This window comes from Mesorhizobium koreense (assembly GCF_031656215.1).
Taxonomy (GTDB): Bacteria; Pseudomonadota; Alphaproteobacteria; order Rhizobiales; family Rhizobiaceae; genus Mesorhizobium_L; species Mesorhizobium_L koreense.
This window is the reverse complement of record NZ_CP134228.1, coordinates 2,572,888-2,589,621: the sequence shown is the minus strand read 5'-3', so window position 1 is coordinate 2,589,621 and position 16,734 is coordinate 2,572,888. Positions and strand designations below refer to the sequence as shown.

The 16,734-nt window shown below is 61.6% G+C and carries 20 protein-coding genes; 11 read left to right on the top strand and 9 right to left on the bottom strand.

The features are described from left to right. The first annotated feature begins 3 nt into the window (after nucleotides 1-3). Nucleotides 4-861, top strand: a complete 858-nt coding sequence (locus RBH77_RS12320; protein ID WP_311027882.1) for a quinoprotein dehydrogenase-associated SoxYZ-like carrier — start codon at nucleotides 4-6, stop codon at nucleotides 859-861. Nucleotides 862-930: 69 nt separating this feature from the next. Here the strand turns inward: RBH77_RS12320 and RBH77_RS12315 are convergent, their stop codons facing one another. Further along, nucleotides 931-1,293, bottom strand: coding sequence for a hypothetical protein (locus RBH77_RS12315; RefSeq protein ID WP_311027881.1), 363 nt, complete (start codon nucleotides 1,291-1,293; stop codon nucleotides 931-933). A gap of 690 nt (nucleotides 1,294-1,983) precedes the next feature. Here RBH77_RS12315 and RBH77_RS12310 point away from each other — a divergent pair. The 9 genes from RBH77_RS12310 (at nucleotide 1,984) to pqqE (ending at nucleotide 9,583) form a co-directional block, all read left to right on the top strand. Next, a complete protein-coding gene (locus RBH77_RS12310) occupies nucleotides 1,984-3,900 on the top strand; it encodes a methanol/ethanol family PQQ-dependent dehydrogenase (protein ID WP_371832771.1) in 1,917 nt (638 codons plus the stop codon). A gap of 180 nt (nucleotides 3,901-4,080) precedes the next feature. Beyond that, nucleotides 4,081-4,605 carry a c-type cytochrome, methanol metabolism-related gene (locus RBH77_RS12305; protein WP_311027880.1) on the top strand — a complete coding sequence of 175 codons (525 nt, stop codon included), beginning with the start codon at nucleotides 4,081-4,083 and terminating at the stop codon, nucleotides 4,603-4,605. Between the two features lies 1 nt (nucleotide 4,606). Next, a complete protein-coding gene (locus RBH77_RS12300; protein ID WP_311027879.1) occupies nucleotides 4,607-5,482 on the top strand; it encodes a substrate-binding domain-containing protein in 876 nt (291 codons plus the stop codon). 42 nt (nucleotides 5,483-5,524) lie between these two features. Further along, the gene (locus tag RBH77_RS12295; RefSeq protein ID WP_311027878.1) at nucleotides 5,525-6,091 is read left to right on the top strand and encodes a PQQ-dependent catabolism-associated CXXCW motif protein; all 567 of its coding nucleotides are present in this window, start codon (nucleotides 5,525-5,527) and stop codon (nucleotides 6,089-6,091) included. Nucleotides 6,092-6,234: 143 nt separating this feature from the next. Further along, nucleotides 6,235-6,330, top strand: a complete 96-nt coding sequence (locus tag RBH77_RS12290) for a pyrroloquinoline quinone precursor peptide PqqA (RefSeq protein ID WP_311027877.1) — start codon at nucleotides 6,235-6,237, stop codon at nucleotides 6,328-6,330. A 151-nt stretch (nucleotides 6,331-6,481) separates the two neighbouring features. Continuing rightward, nucleotides 6,482-7,420 carry a pyrroloquinoline quinone biosynthesis protein PqqB gene (gene pqqB, locus RBH77_RS12285; RefSeq protein WP_311027876.1) on the top strand — a complete coding sequence of 313 codons (939 nt, stop codon included), beginning with the start codon at nucleotides 6,482-6,484 and terminating at the stop codon, nucleotides 7,418-7,420. After that, the gene (gene pqqC, locus RBH77_RS12280) at nucleotides 7,417-8,172 is read left to right on the top strand and encodes a pyrroloquinoline-quinone synthase PqqC (RefSeq protein WP_311027875.1); all 756 of its coding nucleotides are present in this window, start codon (nucleotides 7,417-7,419) and stop codon (nucleotides 8,170-8,172) included. The genes pqqB and pqqC overlap by 4 nt, the downstream gene beginning before the upstream one ends. Then, nucleotides 8,172-8,468, top strand: a complete 297-nt coding sequence (pqqD, locus tag RBH77_RS12275; protein ID WP_311027874.1) for a pyrroloquinoline quinone biosynthesis peptide chaperone PqqD — start codon at nucleotides 8,172-8,174, stop codon at nucleotides 8,466-8,468. Before pqqC ends, pqqD begins: the two co-directional genes overlap by 1 nt. After that, entirely contained in the window at nucleotides 8,465-9,583 is a 1,119-nt protein-coding gene (gene pqqE / locus RBH77_RS12270) for a pyrroloquinoline quinone biosynthesis protein PqqE (RefSeq protein WP_311027873.1), read from the top strand. Before pqqD ends, pqqE begins: the two co-directional genes overlap by 4 nt. A 21-nt stretch (nucleotides 9,584-9,604) precedes the next feature. Here pqqE and folP read toward each other — a convergent pair whose 3' ends face one another. The 5 genes from folP to RBH77_RS12245 form a co-directional block, all read right to left on the bottom strand. After that, nucleotides 9,605-10,453: a dihydropteroate synthase gene (folP, locus tag RBH77_RS12265; protein ID WP_311027872.1), complete on the bottom strand. Its 849-nt coding sequence runs from the start codon at nucleotides 10,451-10,453 to the stop codon at nucleotides 9,605-9,607. 163 nt (nucleotides 10,454-10,616) lie between these two features. Continuing rightward, a complete protein-coding gene (locus tag RBH77_RS12260) occupies nucleotides 10,617-11,438 on the bottom strand; it encodes a transporter substrate-binding domain-containing protein (protein ID WP_311027871.1) in 822 nt (273 codons plus the stop codon). A gap of 45 nt (nucleotides 11,439-11,483) precedes the next feature. Further along, nucleotides 11,484-12,134 (bottom strand): amino acid ABC transporter permease, encoded by a 651-nt coding sequence (locus tag RBH77_RS12255; protein ID WP_311027870.1) that lies wholly within the window; start codon nucleotides 12,132-12,134, stop codon nucleotides 11,484-11,486. Nucleotides 12,135-12,140: 6 nt separating this feature from the next. Further along, nucleotides 12,141-12,809 (bottom strand): amino acid ABC transporter permease, encoded by a 669-nt coding sequence (locus RBH77_RS12250; RefSeq protein ID WP_311027869.1) that lies wholly within the window; start codon nucleotides 12,807-12,809, stop codon nucleotides 12,141-12,143. Nucleotides 12,810-12,841: 32 nt separating this feature from the next. After that, the gene (locus RBH77_RS12245) at nucleotides 12,842-13,402 is read right to left on the bottom strand and encodes an RraA family protein (protein ID WP_311032520.1); all 561 of its coding nucleotides are present in this window, start codon (nucleotides 13,400-13,402) and stop codon (nucleotides 12,842-12,844) included. Here RBH77_RS12245 and RBH77_RS12240 point away from each other — a divergent pair. Further along, entirely contained in the window at nucleotides 13,319-14,434 is a 1,116-nt protein-coding gene (locus RBH77_RS12240; protein WP_311027868.1) for an IclR family transcriptional regulator, read from the top strand. The two genes, RBH77_RS12245 and RBH77_RS12240, sit on opposite strands and share 84 nt — an antisense overlap. A 62-nt stretch (nucleotides 14,435-14,496) precedes the next feature. Here the strand turns inward: RBH77_RS12240 and RBH77_RS12235 are convergent, their stop codons facing one another. The 3 genes from RBH77_RS12235 to hemA are packed head-to-tail and all read right to left on the bottom strand — an operon-like array spanning nucleotide 14,497 to nucleotide 16,731. Next, nucleotides 14,497-14,949, bottom strand: coding sequence for a pseudoazurin (locus tag RBH77_RS12235; protein ID WP_311027867.1), 453 nt, complete (start codon nucleotides 14,947-14,949; stop codon nucleotides 14,497-14,499). Nucleotides 14,950-14,997: 48 nt separating this feature from the next. Continuing rightward, the gene (gene ccmE / locus RBH77_RS12230) at nucleotides 14,998-15,447 is read right to left on the bottom strand and encodes a cytochrome c maturation protein CcmE (RefSeq protein WP_311027866.1); all 450 of its coding nucleotides are present in this window, start codon (nucleotides 15,445-15,447) and stop codon (nucleotides 14,998-15,000) included. Continuing rightward, entirely contained in the window at nucleotides 15,448-16,731 is a 1,284-nt protein-coding gene (gene hemA, locus RBH77_RS12225; protein ID WP_311027865.1) for a 5-aminolevulinate synthase, read from the bottom strand. Nucleotides 16,732-16,734 lie beyond the last annotated feature (3 nt).

Here is a 16,734-nt window from a genome sequence, read left to right as displayed (position 1 = left end):
AAGATGCGTATCGGCGCTTTCCGGACCTTGCGGGCTGCCCTGCCCGCTGCTTTGATTTCTTCGACACTTGCTCTGAGCGTCAGCGCGCTCATCGCTTTGCCCGGTACGGCCTATGCCCAGCAGACGCCGGCCTCTTCGGAACAGGTATGGCAGGGCCTGAAGGGCGACGTGTTCGGCGACCGGGCGATCCAGGCCGATTCGGATCTCGTAAGGATCGAGGCGCCGAAACGGGCGCAGGATGCCGCTTTGGTGCCCGTCGATATCAGCATCGACCCGAAAAAGGCGCCGGACGGCATCAAGTCGCTGACCTTGATCATCGACGTGAACCCCTCGCCGGTGGCGGCGACCTTCACGATCGGCAAGGATGCCGGCGTCACGCATCTTTCCACGCGCGTGCGCGTCAACGACTACTCCTTCCTGCGCGTCATCGCCGAGACGCCGGATGGCAAGCTCTATATGACCAAGACCTTCGTCAAGGCTTCGGGCGGCTGCTCGGCACCGGCGGTCAAGAACATGGACGAAGCGAAGAAGACGATGGGCCAGATGAAGCTGCGCCAGTTCGCGGCGGCCGACGGCAAGGCGCCGGAGCTGCAGTTGATGATCCGGCACCCGAACAATTCCGGCCTGCAGCGTGACCCGCTGACCCAATATTTCATTCCCGCTCATTTCATCCAGAAACTGACGATCTCACAAGCCGATCGCCCGATCCTGTCGATGGAAGGCGGGATATCGATCTCGGAAGACCCCAATTTCCGCTTCGACTACAAGCCGCAAGGCAGCGGCGATATCCGAGTGGAGGCGGTCGATACCGAGGGCAAGAGGTTCAACGACCACTGGCCGATCACGGCCGCGGGCCTCTGATAACGCCGAGACGCGCGGCCAACTGGTCCGCGCGTCTCGATGCATTGGCATCGTAAATCGCAGGAATCGCTAGAAACAGCGGACGTCGGCCTCGGCCTGGGCGCGCTTCAGTTCGGTGCGCGACTGCCTGGCGGGCTTGCTCTCTCGAAACAGTCCGGCATTCTCGCCTGTCGTCAGCGACATGCTCTTGAAGGTCTCCGCCCTCTCATACCTGTCGTAGGGAAGGATCGAAGCGATGACGTCGATCGAGCAGGAGCAGCTCTCTAGCGATTGGCGGGTCTGACCATTCGCACGCATGCAGCCGAGCACGTAGTCTACCACCGCGGTGGTGGGATAGTCACCGGCGGTGCCAGCCGGATTGACGGCGCCGGCAGCGCTGGTGAAACCCAGGAGCAGAAGGGGCAGGCTCGAAAGGGCTACCGATCTTTTCATAGGGGATCCTCCGGTCGGCCCGGGACGCGATCGGCCCCGCGGCATTGTCGCTTCGGCCCAGTTGGCGACGTGTGGCAAACCCAGTCAAGCACCCATGACCATGATATAGGACCAAAGGAGGAAGACCGCTTTCACGCGCTCCCTGGCCGGCACAGTGGATGACATGCGCCTTTTGATAAGGCCGACCCGCCGCTCATTTCATTCGCCTTCTACTATCCGAAGTCGTCGAATCGGCCCGATTCCGGAAAGCAAAGCTCCGCAGCAGAAACCAATAAATATTCTCCAAAAAGTAAGTGAATATGTTACGAATATAACATACTTTCTAATATCGGATTCTATAATATACAAAACTATGAAGTTTAAATAATGCCATTATAAGAATAACCACATCAATGTTGCATTGCACCATCAATTTTATTGCGCCGCAAAAGCCACTTCCGGTTTTTGCTTGCTTAGCTCTTTTTAATGACATAGCCTTTCCCTGTTTCCGGCTTCAAGGGCGTCACCGTCTTAGGGAGCGGCGACAGTCTTTCGTAGGCCAAGTGAGGTGGGCAGTAATGGTGCCCTCTGCTCAGCTGGCTTAGGTCGTGACACGCTGCCGGAAATACTTCCCCCGCGCGAATCGCTTGGGCAGGCCCTTGTTGGGCTCACTGGTCGATTCCTCGTCATGAACCTCGGGAGGATTTTTGAATGCGTGTACTTACGAAAGCAACCACTATCCTGGCGACCTCCGCTCTTCTTGCGGGCGGAGTGGTGTTCGCGGCATCGGCCAATGAGGAACTGGCCAAGATGTCCCAGAACGCCAAGGACTGGGTGATGCCTACGGGCGATTATTTCAACCAGCGCTACAGCAAGCTCGACAAGATCAATACGGACAATGTGAAGAACCTCAAGGTCGCATGGAGCTTCTCGACCGGCGTGCTCCGCGGTCATGAGGGCGGGCCTCTGGTTATCGGCGACGTGATGTATGTCAACGCGCCGTTCCCGAACACGGTCTTTGCACTCGATCTCAACAATGACGGAAAGATCCTCTGGAAATACGAACCCAGGCAGGATCCCAACGTCATTCCGATCATGTGCTGCGACACGGTCAACCGCGGCGTTGCCTATGCGCCGGCCGATGGCGACCGTCCCGCCATGATCCTGCTCAACCAGGCCGACACCACGCTCGTCGCGCTCGACGCCAAGACCGGAAAAGTGGTCTGGTCGGTCAAGAACGGCGACGAAACCGACGGCAGCAAGGGCGAGAGCGGCACATCCGCGCCGCAGGTCGTCAATGACAAGGTGCTCGTCGGCATATCCGGCGGTGAGTTCGGCGTTCGCGCCTCGATGACCGCCTATAACCTCAAGGACGGCTCGCGCGCCTGGCGCGCCTATTCCATGGGACCGGACTCCGATATCCTCGTCGATCCGGAAAAGACCATGGATCTCGGCAAGCCGGTCGGCAAGGATTCCTCGCTGAAGACCTGGGAAGGCGAGCAGTGGAAGACGGGCGGCGGCGGTACGTGGGGCTGGATATCCTACGATCCGAAGCTGAATCTCGTCTATTACGGCTCCGGCAACCCGTCGACATGGAACCCGGTCCAGCGGCCCGGCGACAACAAATACTCCATGACCATCTTCGCCCGTGACGCCGATACCGGCATGGCGAAATGGGTCTATCAGATGACGCCGCACGATGAATGGGACTATGACGGCATCAACGAGATGATCCTCGTCGACGGAATGGAAGTAGACGGCAAGAAGCATGATGTTCTCGTTCACTTCGACCGCAACGGCTTCGCCTATACGCTCGACCGGAAGACCGGCGAACTCCTAGTCGCCGCCAAATACGATCCGGCGGTGAACTGGGCGTCGAAGGTCGACATGGATCCAAACAGCAAGACCTACGGCCGACCGATCGTCGATCCGAAATACTCGACCGGCCACAATGGTGAAGACACGAACACGACGGGCATCTGCCCGGCGGCGCTCGGCACCAAGGATCAGCAGCCGGCGGCCTATTCGCCCGATACCGGCCTGTTCTACGTCCCGACCAACCATGTCTGCATGGACTACGAGCCCTACCGGGTGAGCTACACCGCAGGTCAGCCTTATGTCGGCGCGACCGTGTCGATGTATCCGGCGCCCGGCGGCGACACGATGGGCAATTTCATTGCCTGGGATGCCGCCAAGGGCAAGATCGTATGGTCGGACCCGGAGCAGTTCTCGGTATGGTCGGGTGTGCTCACGACGGCCGGCGGCGTTGCCTTCTACGGAACGCTCGAAGGCTATATCAAGGCAGTCGATATGAAGACCGGCAAGGAACTCTACAAGTTCAAGACGCCGTCGGGGATTATCGGCAACGTGACGACCTACGAGCATGATGGCAAACAGTATATCGCCATCCTGTCTGGCGTCGGCGGCTGGGCCGGCATCGGCCTCGCGGCCGGACTGCTTAATCCGGACAACGCGCAAGGCTGGCATAAGGCCGTCGACCAGGGCAATGAGAGCGCCAAGGGCAACATCGTCGGCACGGCCGGTCTCGGCGCCGTCGGCGGGTATGCGGCGCTCGCCGACTACACGAACCTGGGCGGCCAGCTGACCGTCTTCGAGCTTCCCGAATGATGGGAAGCGGAAGCACATGCCCGTGAATTGGGCATGAAACAGGTGGTGACCGGAAGGCTCGGGCAACGGCCCTCCGGTCCCATTTTGCGGTGAAAACGGAAGCCGCTCGCGATAGTGGGCCCCTCCATTCGGCACCGCGCCGTCACAACGAAACGATTGTCCCAGATACGAGGCCAGTGAATGTTCTTCAGACCTGTATTGTTGGCGTGCGCGCTAGCCCTTGTCCCCATGGTTGCCCCAGTTGTTGCCCATGCCGACGACGATGCGCAGAAGGCAAAGGCCGTGAAGGACGAAGGTGGCCAGTATCTAGACGCCGAAGGCAATCCGACCTTCAAGATCAATGGCGACACCGTCGATTACTACACCTATGCCGGTTACATCCGCTATCACTCGGATTGCCATGTCTGCCATGGCCCTGACGCGATGGGCTCCACCTATGCGCCGGCCCTGAAGGACTCGATGAAACATATCTCCTATGCCGATTTCCTCGGCATCGTCGCCGGCGGAAAGAAGGACCTCGGCGGCGGCAAGGAGAAGGTCATGCCGGCCTTCGGCAACAACAAGAACGTCTATTGCTACATGGACGCGCTCTACGTCTACCTGCGCGCCCGCGCCGTCGGCGACATGCCGCGCGGCCGCCCGCCGCACCATGAGGATAAGCCCCAGGCGGCGAAAGACCACGAAAAGGAATGCATGGGTAGCTGAGATGGGTTCCCGCTCGCCAAATTCGCGCCCAAATTCGCGCATCGCATCGCTGGCCGCGGCGGCTCTTCTGGCGCTTGCGGCAGCGTCCATCCCGGCGCAAGGCGCTGGGCTGGGTGCTGCGGGCGAGCTTGTGGATCCGGACGTATTGCGCGTCTGCGCCGATCCGTCGAACATGCCCTTCTCGGACAAGAGCGGTCAGGGTTTCGAGAACAAGATTGCCGAACTCGTAGCGCAGAACACCGGCCGCAAGTCTGTCGCCTATACCTGGTTCCCGGCCGTGATCGGCTTCGTGCGAAACACGCTGACCGCCCATCGCTGCGATGTGATCATCGGCTACGCGCAGGGCGACGAGGTCGTGCAGAATACCAACGCCTATTACCGATCGAGCTATGTACTGATCTACAAGAAGGGCGGCGGCCTGGACGGCGTCGACTCGATCGAGGACCCGAAACTGGCCGGCAAGAAAATCGGCGTGGTCCAGAATACGCCGCCGACCGCGAATATGGCTGCAAATCAGCTTCTGCGTACAGCGAAAATTTATCCGCTGATGATCGACACGCGGCTCCTGCCTTCTATGGGCGAGGTGATGATCAAGGACCTCAATGCGGGCACGATCGATGCGGCAGTGCTGTGGGGGCCGATGGCTGGTTACTATGTCAAGCAATCGGGCGCCGATCTCGCGGTCGTGCCGCTGCTCAAGGAAAAGACCGGCCAGCGCATGGCCTACCGTATCACCATGGGCGTGCGCCCTTCGGATCAAGAGTGGAAGCGCACGCTCAACAAGGTGATCCGCGAGCATCAGGCGGAGATCAACAAGATCCTGCTCGATTACAATGTGCCGCTGATAGACGAACACGACAATCCGATCACGCAATAGCGTGACGGGAACATGCCGGGTCAAAGCGAGATACGGCTGAAAATGAAAGAAAAGGGAAAAGTCTTGCTGCTGGCAGCGACCATTCTGGGTTTGACGGGACCGGCCTTGGCCGGCACCGTCGCTGAGCCCTCCGGCTACCGAATGGATGCGTATCGTGCGCCCGTACCAGACTCTTTGCGCGGCGCAAGGGTCGTCTCGACCGGGGAAGCCGAAGAACTGTGGCGCAAGAAGGAGGCTGTGTTCCTCGATGTGATGCCGCACACGCCGAAGCCTGCCAACCTGCCGGCCGGCACGATATGGCGGGACAAGGTACGCGACGACATTCCCGGAAGCTTGTGGCTGGCCAATGTCGGCTACGGGGCACTTTCGCGTGAAACGGAAGCTTATTTCCGGCATGCCCTTGAAAAGGTCACCGGCAACGACAAGTCACAGCCTCTCCTGTTCTACTGCATGACGGGATGCTGGATGTCGTGGAACGCCGCCAAGCGGGCCGTCGAGTGGGGTTACAGTTCGGTGGTCTGGTATCCGCTCGGCGCCGATGGTTGGGAAGAAGCGAAACTTCCGCTGGAGGAAAACAAGCCATACGTAATGAAAGATCAGGTGAATTAGTGATTTTCTTTTCAAATTTTGAGAACCGAATGCTTCGTTTGTCCATTTAGAATGATGGACTAGCCATTGCGTAACGGTGCCAGGCAATGGTCAACTGTGCTGGAATTGACCCCTTAGGGGGTCGGTAGAAGAGGAGAAGAGTGATGAAGAAAAGCTGGAAGAAGCCGGCCATGTGCCAGGTGGCGGCCGGTTTCGAGATCACGCGGTATCTGCCTGCCGAAGTTACTCCCAAGAGGTAGGCCGCGGTGGTGCGCGTCCCTGGCGACGGGGACGCGCACCGTCCTGCTGCACAGGACTGGTGATGTGCTTTAGTCACCGGCAAAGCCGGTGGCGGTGGGGTTGTATGCTGCCCGCGCCAGCCAGATTTCTCTACGCCAAGCGGACGTTGCGATGCGTTTGAAGATCATCGGATCGGCGGCCGGCGGTGGTTTTCCGCAATGGAACTGCAATTACCGGCTGAGCCGGGAAGCCCGTGCTGGAACACCCGGTATCCAGCCACGGACGCAGTCGAGCCTTGCTGCATCCGCCGATGGCAACGGATGGGTGCTTTTTAACGCCTCGCCCGACATCCGCCAGCAGATCGCCCAGACGCCGGAACTGCAGCCGGCGGCGGACGGACCGTTGCGCTCGACGCCGATCCGGGCGGTGGTGCTTACGAATGCCGATGTCGACCACGTGGCCGGGCTGCTCAGTCTGCGCGAACGCCAGCCAATCGCCATTTATTCGACGACAGAGGTTCTCCGGGTACTGGAGGCCAATTCCATCTTCAATGTACTCGATCCTTCGATTGTGTCTCGGCGCGTGCTGCCGCCCGATCAGGAAACGGCTATCTGCGACGGAGAAGGTCGCGAGACTGGGATCGTAGTGGAGAGTTTCGCCGTCCCTGGAAAGGTGGCGCTCTATCTGGAAGGTACCAGCGACCCTCAGGCGGATTTCAGCTCCGACAAGGGCGACACGATCGGTGTACGCATTGCGAATGGCCAGGACAAGGACGCGGCGTTCTACATCCCCGGTTGCGCGCGTATTGACGCCGGCCTTCGGATGCGCCTGGCCCATGCGGCCTGCGTTCTGTTTGACGGCACGCTCTATACCAACGACGAGATGATCTCGGCCGGCGTTGGCCAAAAGACCGGCGCACGCATGGGGCATATATCGATGGCCGGCGAGAATGGCGCTATTGCGGGGCTGGCCGATCTTGCAATCGGCCGCCGCGTCTTCGTCCATATCAACAACACTAATCCGGTGCTCGACGAAAACTCATCCGAACGCGCCGCGGTAACGGCCGCCGGCTGGGAGATCGGCCGCGACGGAATGGAGATAGAACTGTGAGCGATTTCCATGACGCGGCCCGAAATGGCCTTTCCACGGCCGAACTGGAGACCGTTCTGAGACAGGTGGGAGCCGAGCGCTACCATAACCGGCACCCTTATCATCACAGGATGACCGGCGGCGACCTGTCGAAAGGCGAATTACAGGCCTGGGCGCTGAACCGTTATTGCTATCAGGCAGTCATCCCGCGCAAGGACGCCATGATATTGGCCCGCGCCGAGGATCCGGCCTTCCGCGCCGAATGGCGCAAACGCATCGAGGATCATGACGGCGAGGACGGCTGGAGCGGCGGTATTGCGCGCTGGCTGCATCTATCTACTTCGCTGGGCCTCGATGCCGAAGCGGTGAAAAGCGAGCGACTGGCGCTGCCGGCCACGCGCTTCGCCGTCGGCGCCTATCTGTCCTTCTGCACCAACCGGTCGTTGCTCGAAGCGGTCGCCTCCTCGCTCACGGAACTGTTTTCACCGATCATCATCGGCGAACGCGTGCCGGCCATGCTCGCCAGATACGACTATGTCACGGAAGACACCCTTGCTTATTTCACTCGGCGACCGGAGCAGGCCTCACGCGATTCCGATTTCGCCCTCGCCTACGTCCTGAAGCACGCCGACACGCCTGAGCGTCAGCAATCGGTGATCGACGCGCTGGTGTTCAAATGTGATATCCTCTGGGCCATGCTCGACGCGCTTCAGCACGCTTACGGCGAGGAACGCAACATCCCGCCCGGGGCCTTCAGGCCGGAGGTCGTGTGATGGCTGTGCCTAAAAAAAAGGAAATGGTTTCAGCGGATTCGAAGCCGTTCTTGCCGAGACACGTGCGCATTCAGTTCGATCCCGTGCGGCAGGCCTATGCAGTGCTTTCGCCGGAAAAGGTGTTCTGGCCGAACGAGATCAGCCTCGACATCCTGCGCCACTGCGACGGTCGCTCGACGGTGGACGAGATCGTCACCGACCTCGCTTCCGACTACGATGCTGCCGAGGAAGACGTGAAGGCCGACATCACCGACTTCCTGCAGGAATGGTCGGACAAACTGCTGGTGCGACTATGAGCGCGTCACTACCCCCGATCGGCATGCTGGCGGAAATCACCCACCGCTGTCCGCTGCAATGCCCGTACTGCTCCAACCCGGTTGAACTGCTCAAGGCCAACCGGGAACTCGATACGCGCACCTGGCTCGACCTGTTCGACCAAGCAGCCGATCTCGGCGTGCTACAGGTGCATCTTTCAGGGGGCGAGCCGACCTTGCGCCGCGATCTCGAACAATTGATCGCGAGCCTTGCGGCGCGCGGCGTCTACACCAATCTGATCACCGCTGGCGTCGGCATCGCGGAAGGCCGCATCGAGGCCTTCGCGGAGGCTGGACTCGACCATTTGCAACTGAGTTTCCAAGGAGCGCGGCCCGAGACCACCGACCGGATCGGCAACCACCGCGGCAGCCATGAGAAGAAGCTGGAAACGGCGCGCCGCGCGCGGGCGGCCGGCCTGCCGCTCACCATCAACGCTCCGATCCACCGCCACAACATCGAGGAAGTGCCGGAATTTATCGAACTTGCTTTGTCGCTCGGCGCGGAGCGGCTCGAAATCGCCAACGTGCAATATGCCGGCTGGGCGCTGACCAACCGCGATGCGTTGATGCCGGACCGCGATGCGGTCGACCGGCAGGCCGAAATCGTCGAGGCGGCACGCGAGCGGCTTACCGGCGTCATGAACATCGATTTTGTCACGCCGGATTATTTCGCCACCTATCCCAAGCCCTGCATGGGCGGTTGGGCTCGCGACGCCTTCATGGTGGCGCCGGACGGCGCGGTCCTGCCCTGCCATGCAGCGCGAACCATCCTGTCGCTCACCTTCGAGCAGTTCGGCGAGCGCACGCTAGCGGATATCTGGAACGATTCGCCGGCTTTCAATGCCTTCCGCGGCACGGACTGGATGCAGGAGCCTTGCCGAAGCTGCGAACGGCGCGAGATTGACTGGGGCGGCTGCCGCTGCCAGGCGATGGCCATCGCCGGCGATGCCGCGGCGACCGACCCGGCCTGCGTGAAATCGCCGATCCATGCGCGGATGGCCGCGCTCATCGACGAGGCGCGCCGCGCTGCCGAGGGCACACCGGCGGACGTTCCCTTCATCTACCGTCGCATCGGCACCATCGTGGAGGCTGCGTAGACCGCTATTGGCCTCTCGGCTTCAAAGGTTGTAGCCGCTACCTGGCCGCCTTTCCCGCTCCAGTACAGCGTCGGCGAAAGCCAGAGCGTCACGGTTGACCGCAATGTTATGGACGCGGAAAATGGATGCACCCTTCAGGCGGAGGATCACGCTGGTCGCCGCCGTGCCGATATCGCGTGCCTCATCGTGTTCGCCGACCAGATGGCGCGCCAGGCGTTTTCGGGACGTGCCGACGAGGAGCGGAAAGCCGAGACCGTGCAACTCGCCGAAACGGGCCATGAGTTGGAGGTTCTCCTCGCTGCCCTTGGCGAAGGCGAAGCCCGGATCGAGCACGATGCGGTTGTCCGCAACGCCTTCGGTCCTCGCGATCTCAAGGGATTTTCGAAGGAAAGCAAATTCGTCGGCGATCACGTCCGGCAGCTTTTCGCGGTCGCGGCCGGTATGCATGACGACGATGCCGGCGCCGCTTTCAGCCGCCACACGCGCGATATCCGGTTCGCGTTGCAGGCCGTGTATGTCGTTGACGATATGCGCGCCGGCCGCTACCGCCAGCCGCGCCGTCTCGGCCCGATAGGTGTCCACCGAAATCAGCGCCCTGCCCTCGGCGGAAAGCTGTTCGATGACGGGCAGGATGCGCGCCTGCTCCTCATTGGCCGAAACCGGCTCGGCACCCGGACGGGTCGATTCGCCGCCGACATCGATGATCGCCGCGCCCTCGGCCAGCATCTGCCTGGCGTGAGCAAGAGCGGGCTCCGGGCGATCAAACCGTCCGCCGTCGGAAAAGGAATCCGGCGTGACGTTCAGTATCCCCATCAACACGGATTCGGCGCCGAGATCCAGATGCCGCCCGTGACCGACTTGCCAACGCATGAGTGCCGCCTGCAACCGACATGATGCGCCGATCACTATCCGGAACCGCTGCCGTCGTGTCCAGCAGGACGACAGCTTCGGGCCGAGCGCATGTAGGATGACCGTTCTTGCCGACAGCCGAAGGAATGTGCCCGGCGCCGGGCCGGGCACATGTTCCGCAGGCTCAGAACTTCGGCATCGGCGGCAGCTTCTTCAGCGGGAAGCCGAACCATTTCTCGTTGATCTTGGAGAGCTCGCCGTTCTCCACGATCTGGGCGATGAACTTGTTGGCGTATTCCAGCAAGGCGGTGTCGGACTTGCGGATGGCCATGCCGTTTGCCTGCTCGTTCAACAGGATCTTCGGCTCGATGTTCAGTTGCGGGAAATTCTTGATGAGATGAGCGAGGACGACCGTGCTTGCGCCGAGCGCCTGGGTCTGGCCGGAGATGAGCGCCTGTATCGACGTCGCATCATCGTCATAGATCTTGAGCGGAGTGCCTTTCGGCGCGATCGCTTCGAGAGCGGCCAGTTCCGTCGACGCGCGCGAGACGCTGATCGTCACCGATTTCAGATCCTCTGGCGTCTTGATATCGACGCTCTTCGGCGCCAGCACATAGATCGTCAGCGTGCTGTAGGGATTGGAAAACAATACCTGCTTCAAGCGCGGAGCGGTGATGCCGAGGGTGGCGATCAGCACATCCACCTTGTTGGTCAGAAGATAGGGGATCCGGTTGGGGCCGGTCACCGGAACGAGCTCGAGTTTTACGCCGAGCGAATCCGCCAGGAGCTTGGCGACGTCGGCGTCATAACCCTCCGGGTGCTGCTGGGCATCGATGCCGCCGAAGGGCGGATAGTCCGTCATGACACCGACCGTCAGTTTGCCCTGCGCCTTGATTTCGTCGGGCGTGGCCGCCTGGGCGGGCACAATACCGAGCGAGGCGGCGGCAAGACCGGCCAGGGTCAGCGAGCCGAAATCGCGGCGGCTGATGGATTTAAATAAAGACATGCGACGTTCTCCTCTCAGGTTGGACGGATGTTTTCATCGACACCTTCAGCGTGTGGCGATGCGGAGCCTTTCCTCCAGTCTCCTGCCGTAGGCCGATAGCGGGCGGCAGATGATGTAATAGACAAGCGCGGTGACGGCGAAGATCGTGAAGGCCCGGAAGGTGGCGTTGTTGACCACCTGCGCGGCACGCGTCAGTTCGACGAAGCCGATGATCGAGGTGAGCGATGTGCCCTTGATCAGTTCCACCAGGAACCCGACCGTTGGAGGGATCGCGATCTTGACGGCCTGCGGCGCCACGACTAGCCCCATCGTCGGGGCGTAGCGCAGCCCGAGCGAGGTCGCCGCCTCCCATTGTCCGCGCGGCACGGCCTCGATGGCGCCGCGCCAGATCTCACCAAGGAAGGCGCTGGCATTGAGCGAGAGACCCAGCGCCGCGGCCGTCCAGGGATCGACCGACAAGGCGAACAGTCCCGGCACGAAGAAGGCGAGGAAGAGCTGCATCAGGAGCGGCGTGCCCTGGAAGAGCTTGATGTAGCCGGCCGAAACGATCCGCAGCCATTTGTATTCGCTGGTACGGGCAAGCGCTACCAGCAGGCCGCCGCCCCCTCCGCCCAGGAAGGCGGCCAGCGAAAGTAGCAGCGTCCAGCGCGCCGCCAGGACGATGTAGATGAGATCGGTTGCCTCGAGCGCGCGCATCCTGGGCTACCGCGTGGGGATGCGCAGGAACGCGCGCTCGATCGCGGCGAAGACTGTCCAGAAGAAGATGGACAGGCCGAGATACATCAGCGTGACGACGAAGTAGATTTCGAAGCTGCGGAAATTGCGTGACTGGATGTTGCTCGCTACCGCCGTCAACTCGGTTGCCGCGATCACCGAACAGACGCTGGTGTTGAGCAGCAACATGATGAACAGGCTGGTCAGCGAGGGATAGATCGCCTGGATGGCGGGTTTCAGGACGATGAAGCGGAATATCAGCAAAGGCCGCAGGCCAAGCGCCCTGCCCGCCTCGATCTGGCCCTTCTGGATACTCTCGATGCCGGCGCGGATGATCTCGATGCCATAGGCGCCCACATTGACGACCAGCGCCAGCAGCGCCGCCGCGTTCGACGACAATCTGAAGCCGAGCACCGGCAGACCGAAATAGATCACGAATATCTGGATCAGGAGCGGCGTGTTGCGGATCAGCTCGATATACTCGTTGATGACCCAGCGGAGCCATGCCGGCCCCGAGGTCTTGCCAAGCGCGCCGGCAACCGAGACCGCCATCCCGATGATCATTCCCAGCGCCGAGAGTATCAGCGTCGCGGTCAGCCCCTGCAGCAGCTCCGGCCAGGCCGCGAAGACGTCCGTGAAATCGAACTCATAGCTCATCCGGCACCATTCCGGGCGGTAAGTCGTAATTCTCAGAGGACATGGAATTTCTCGTATGCCTCGAGCAGCCCCATGCCGCCCTTGACGGCATCCCGGAACTGATCCTCCTTGCCCGCCTTTTCCAGCGCATCGGCAAGAACCTCGTCGGATAGCTGCGCCGGCACCACCGCAACGCCGTCCCGGTCGGCGACGATGACGTCTCCAGGCTCTATCGTCACTCCGTCGATCTCGACCCGGATATCGAGGGCGAAGACCTTCTGGCGGTTGAAGCTGTCGTAGGGAGAGATGGAACGCGAGAATACGGGGAAGCCCATCGCATCCATCTGGGCGATGTCGCGTATGGCTCCGTCCGTCACGATGCCAACCGCGCCGCGTTGCATCGCAGCCGTCGTCAGCAATTCTCCCCATATGCCCGCCCGCGAAGAGTTGCCGGTGGCGCAGACGACGATCTCTCCCGGCTCCAGGCTGTCGATCGCCTTGAGTTCGAGGTCATAGGTAGTGGGATCGTCGTGCGCGAAATTCACCCAAAGCAATGTCTTCGCAAAGCCAACGGTCGGTTTCTGCGTGGTACGCGCGAGGATCCCGGGCCGCAGCGCCTGATGCCTGAGGCCTTTGCTATCGAGGATATCGAGAACCAGGGCCGTGCTCAGGCGCTCGGTCGCTTGCAGCCACGACTTGGCGGAGGATCCGGAAATTCTTGCAGCCGCTGTGCTCACGACATCTCCTTTCTGACGAAAACCAAACCTCTCGCCTGGATGGGCACCAAGCCGGGGATTGACAGATCGAACAGAGCATTGGCAGGGTTCCGTGTAAAGAAACCGCTGTTTCGCCTGACGAAAAAAGGAGGCTTCTCGTTGAGATTGCCGAATGAGGACTACATCGTCGCGCCTGTCTTCAAGGCGATCAAAGTGCTGGAATTCATAGCGGAGAGCGGACGCGATGTTTCGTTGACCGAGGTGGCGAATTCTCTCGGCATGCCGAAGACGACGGTGTTCCGCTATCTCCAGACGTTGAGCGCCACGATGTTCCTGTCCCATGACGCCGATCGGGACCGCTATGGTATCGGTATGCGGTTCCGCAATCTCGCCCGCACCGACGGAAGCATGCACCGGTTGCGGCAGGTAGCCGTTCCGGTGATGCGGGAACTCAATCAGACATTCAACGAGACCATCAATCTTGCCATCGAATCCGACGGCCAGATCGTCTACATCGAGATCATCGAATCGACGCGGACCCTGCGCATGCAGGCAAGGGTCGGCAGCAGAAACCCGCTTCATACCACAGCGCTCGGCAAGGCCATCCTCGCGCACCTGAGCGACACCGCACGCGACGCACTCCTCGCCAGGGGGCTGCCGGAGCAGACCTATCGGTCAATCGTGGACTCGAGCGTGCTGCGCCGGCAGTTGAAGGAGATTCGCGCTCGCGGATATGCGATCGAGATCGGCGAGAATGAAGAGAGTGCCATGTGCATAGGCGTTCCCATCCTCGACGATCTCTCCTATCCCATCGCTGCCATCAGCCTGTCCGCTCCGGAGCAACGCCAGACCGACGAACTCATCGAGAGCGCTGGAAGCGCACTGTTGACGGCTGGACGGAAGATCGCGGAGCAGATGGCTGGCGGATAACGATCGCTGCCGGCGGCGTGATGCCACGGCATCACTCCTCGGCAAAACCGGCATCTCTTCAGTCACTCCGGGGCGGTCTTCCCGTATTCCTCGAAGATCGCCTCAAAGGCCTTCTTCGCCTTGCCCGGATGCTTCACCGCCTTGGCGGCGTCCACATTCGCTGGCGTGCCGACGACCACCAGCGCCACCATGCCCATCGGGTAGTGCGGCTTGCATTTCACGCCATAGACGCCCGGAACGGTGAAGGTGACGGTGACGTCCTTGTTCATCTCGCCGGCGAAAGGCTCCGCGCCGTCCGGCAGCATGCCCTCGATGCTCTGCGCATCGTGGCCCTTGTTCACGGCGACGAAATGGACGCTGTCGCCGGGCTGGATGCGTACGAGATCGGGCTCGAACACCATGACGCCCTTTTCGCCCTTGTTGAGCATCTTCACCTCTACTTCGGCCGCGTTCGCGCTCGCTAGAGCGGACCACGTCAGCGCGACGCACGCCGCAGCCATCATCACGTAACGCATGGGGTTCTCCTTTTCGTCGGTGGAATTGCGGGTAGCGATGCCGGCCCGCTATTGCCGGTCGCGAGCCTCGACGTAACCGCCCTTTTCGAGCGCTGCCTTGACTTCCCTCGGCATGTAGTTCTCGTCATGCTTGGCAAGGACGCTCGCCGCCTCGAACGTTCCGCCATGCATCGCGCCCTCCACCACGACGCCCTGCCCTTCGCGGAAGAGGTTCGGCAGGACGCCGCGGTAGGAGACCGGCACGGAGCCGGAACCGTCGGTCACGTGGAAGGTCACATGGAGCCCGTCCGTCGAACGCACGATGCTGCCGTCCTCCACCATTCCGCCCAGCCGCAACTGCTTTCCCTCGGCCGCACCGGTCAGGACTTCGGACGGCGAGCGGAAGAAGACGATGTCGTCCCTCAGCGCCACCAGCACGAGGCCGACGGCAAGGCTGAGCGCCGCGCCGGCTCCGCTGAGCGCGATCAGTCGCCTGGTCTTCCTGGTCCGACCCGCCATTCAGATACCATCCGCCGCAAGCGGCAATCTCAGGTCGCGCCAGCATTCCGAGAGAGCAGCAACGAGCGCTTCCGCCATGGCATCGGTATGGGCCGGCGACGTCGTGATCCGCAGCCTTTCGGTGCCGCGCGGCACGGTCGGATAGTTGATCGGCTGCACATAGATTGCATGGCGCTCGATCAGGAGATCGCTGACGGCCTTGCACCTGACCGGATCGCCCACCATCACGGGCACGATATGGCTCGGCCCGTCAAGGAAGGGGATGCGCGCTTGCCGAAGCAGGCTGCGCAGCTTGCGGACATTCTCGTGCAGTGCCGCCCGCGCGCTTCCGCTGGCCCTCAAATGCCTGACGCTGGCGAGCGCCGCTTCGGCCACCGGCGGCGGCAGGGCCGAGGTGAAGATGAAGCCGTTGGCATGGCTGCGGATGGCGTCGACCATAACCGCGGAGCCCGCGATATAGCCGCCAATGACACCGAATGCCTTGGCCAGCGTGCCCTGAACGAGCCCGACGCGGCTGCCGATGCCGTCACGCTCAGCTACGCCCGCGCCAGTCGCTCCATACATGCCGACCGCATGAACCTCGTCGAGATAGGCCATGGCCCCGTAGCGTTCGCAGATTTCGACGATATCCGCGATCGGGGCGATGTCGCCGTCCATGGAATAGACCGACTCGAAGGCCACCACCTTGCAGCGGGATTTGGGGATGCTGCGCAGGATCTCCTCCAGATGGAGCAGGTCGTTATGCAGGAAGATGCGCTTCTCGGCGCGGCTTGCCTTGATGCCCTGGATCATCGAGGCGTGGTTCAGTTCGTCCGAGACGATGACGCAATCGGGAAGCAACTGGCCGAGCGTCGCCAGCGTCGCCAGATTGGCGAGGTAGCCGCAGCCGAAGACCAGCGCCGCCTCCTTGCCGTGCAGCGCGGCGAGCTCTCGTTCCAGCGCCACGATCGGCGAATGGTTGCCCGATATGTTGCGCGTGCCGCCGGCGCCCGCCCCGAACGTATCGACCGCCTGCTTCATCGCCGCGCGGACTTCGCCATGCTGGCCCATGTTGAGGTAATCGTTCGAGCACCAGACTGTGACCGTGCTCTCCCCCTTGTCGCTGACGGCGACCGAAAGCGGGAATTCGCCGACCAGCCGGCGGTGCTCCTGGAAGACGCGGTAGCGCCCTTCCCGCTTCAGTTCCATCAGCGACATGCGGAAGATGTCGTCGTAGTCCGGACCGGTGCCCCAGAGCTGTATGGGCTCGGTTTCGAGATCGGGCATAGCGCTGAGATGTGCCATTTT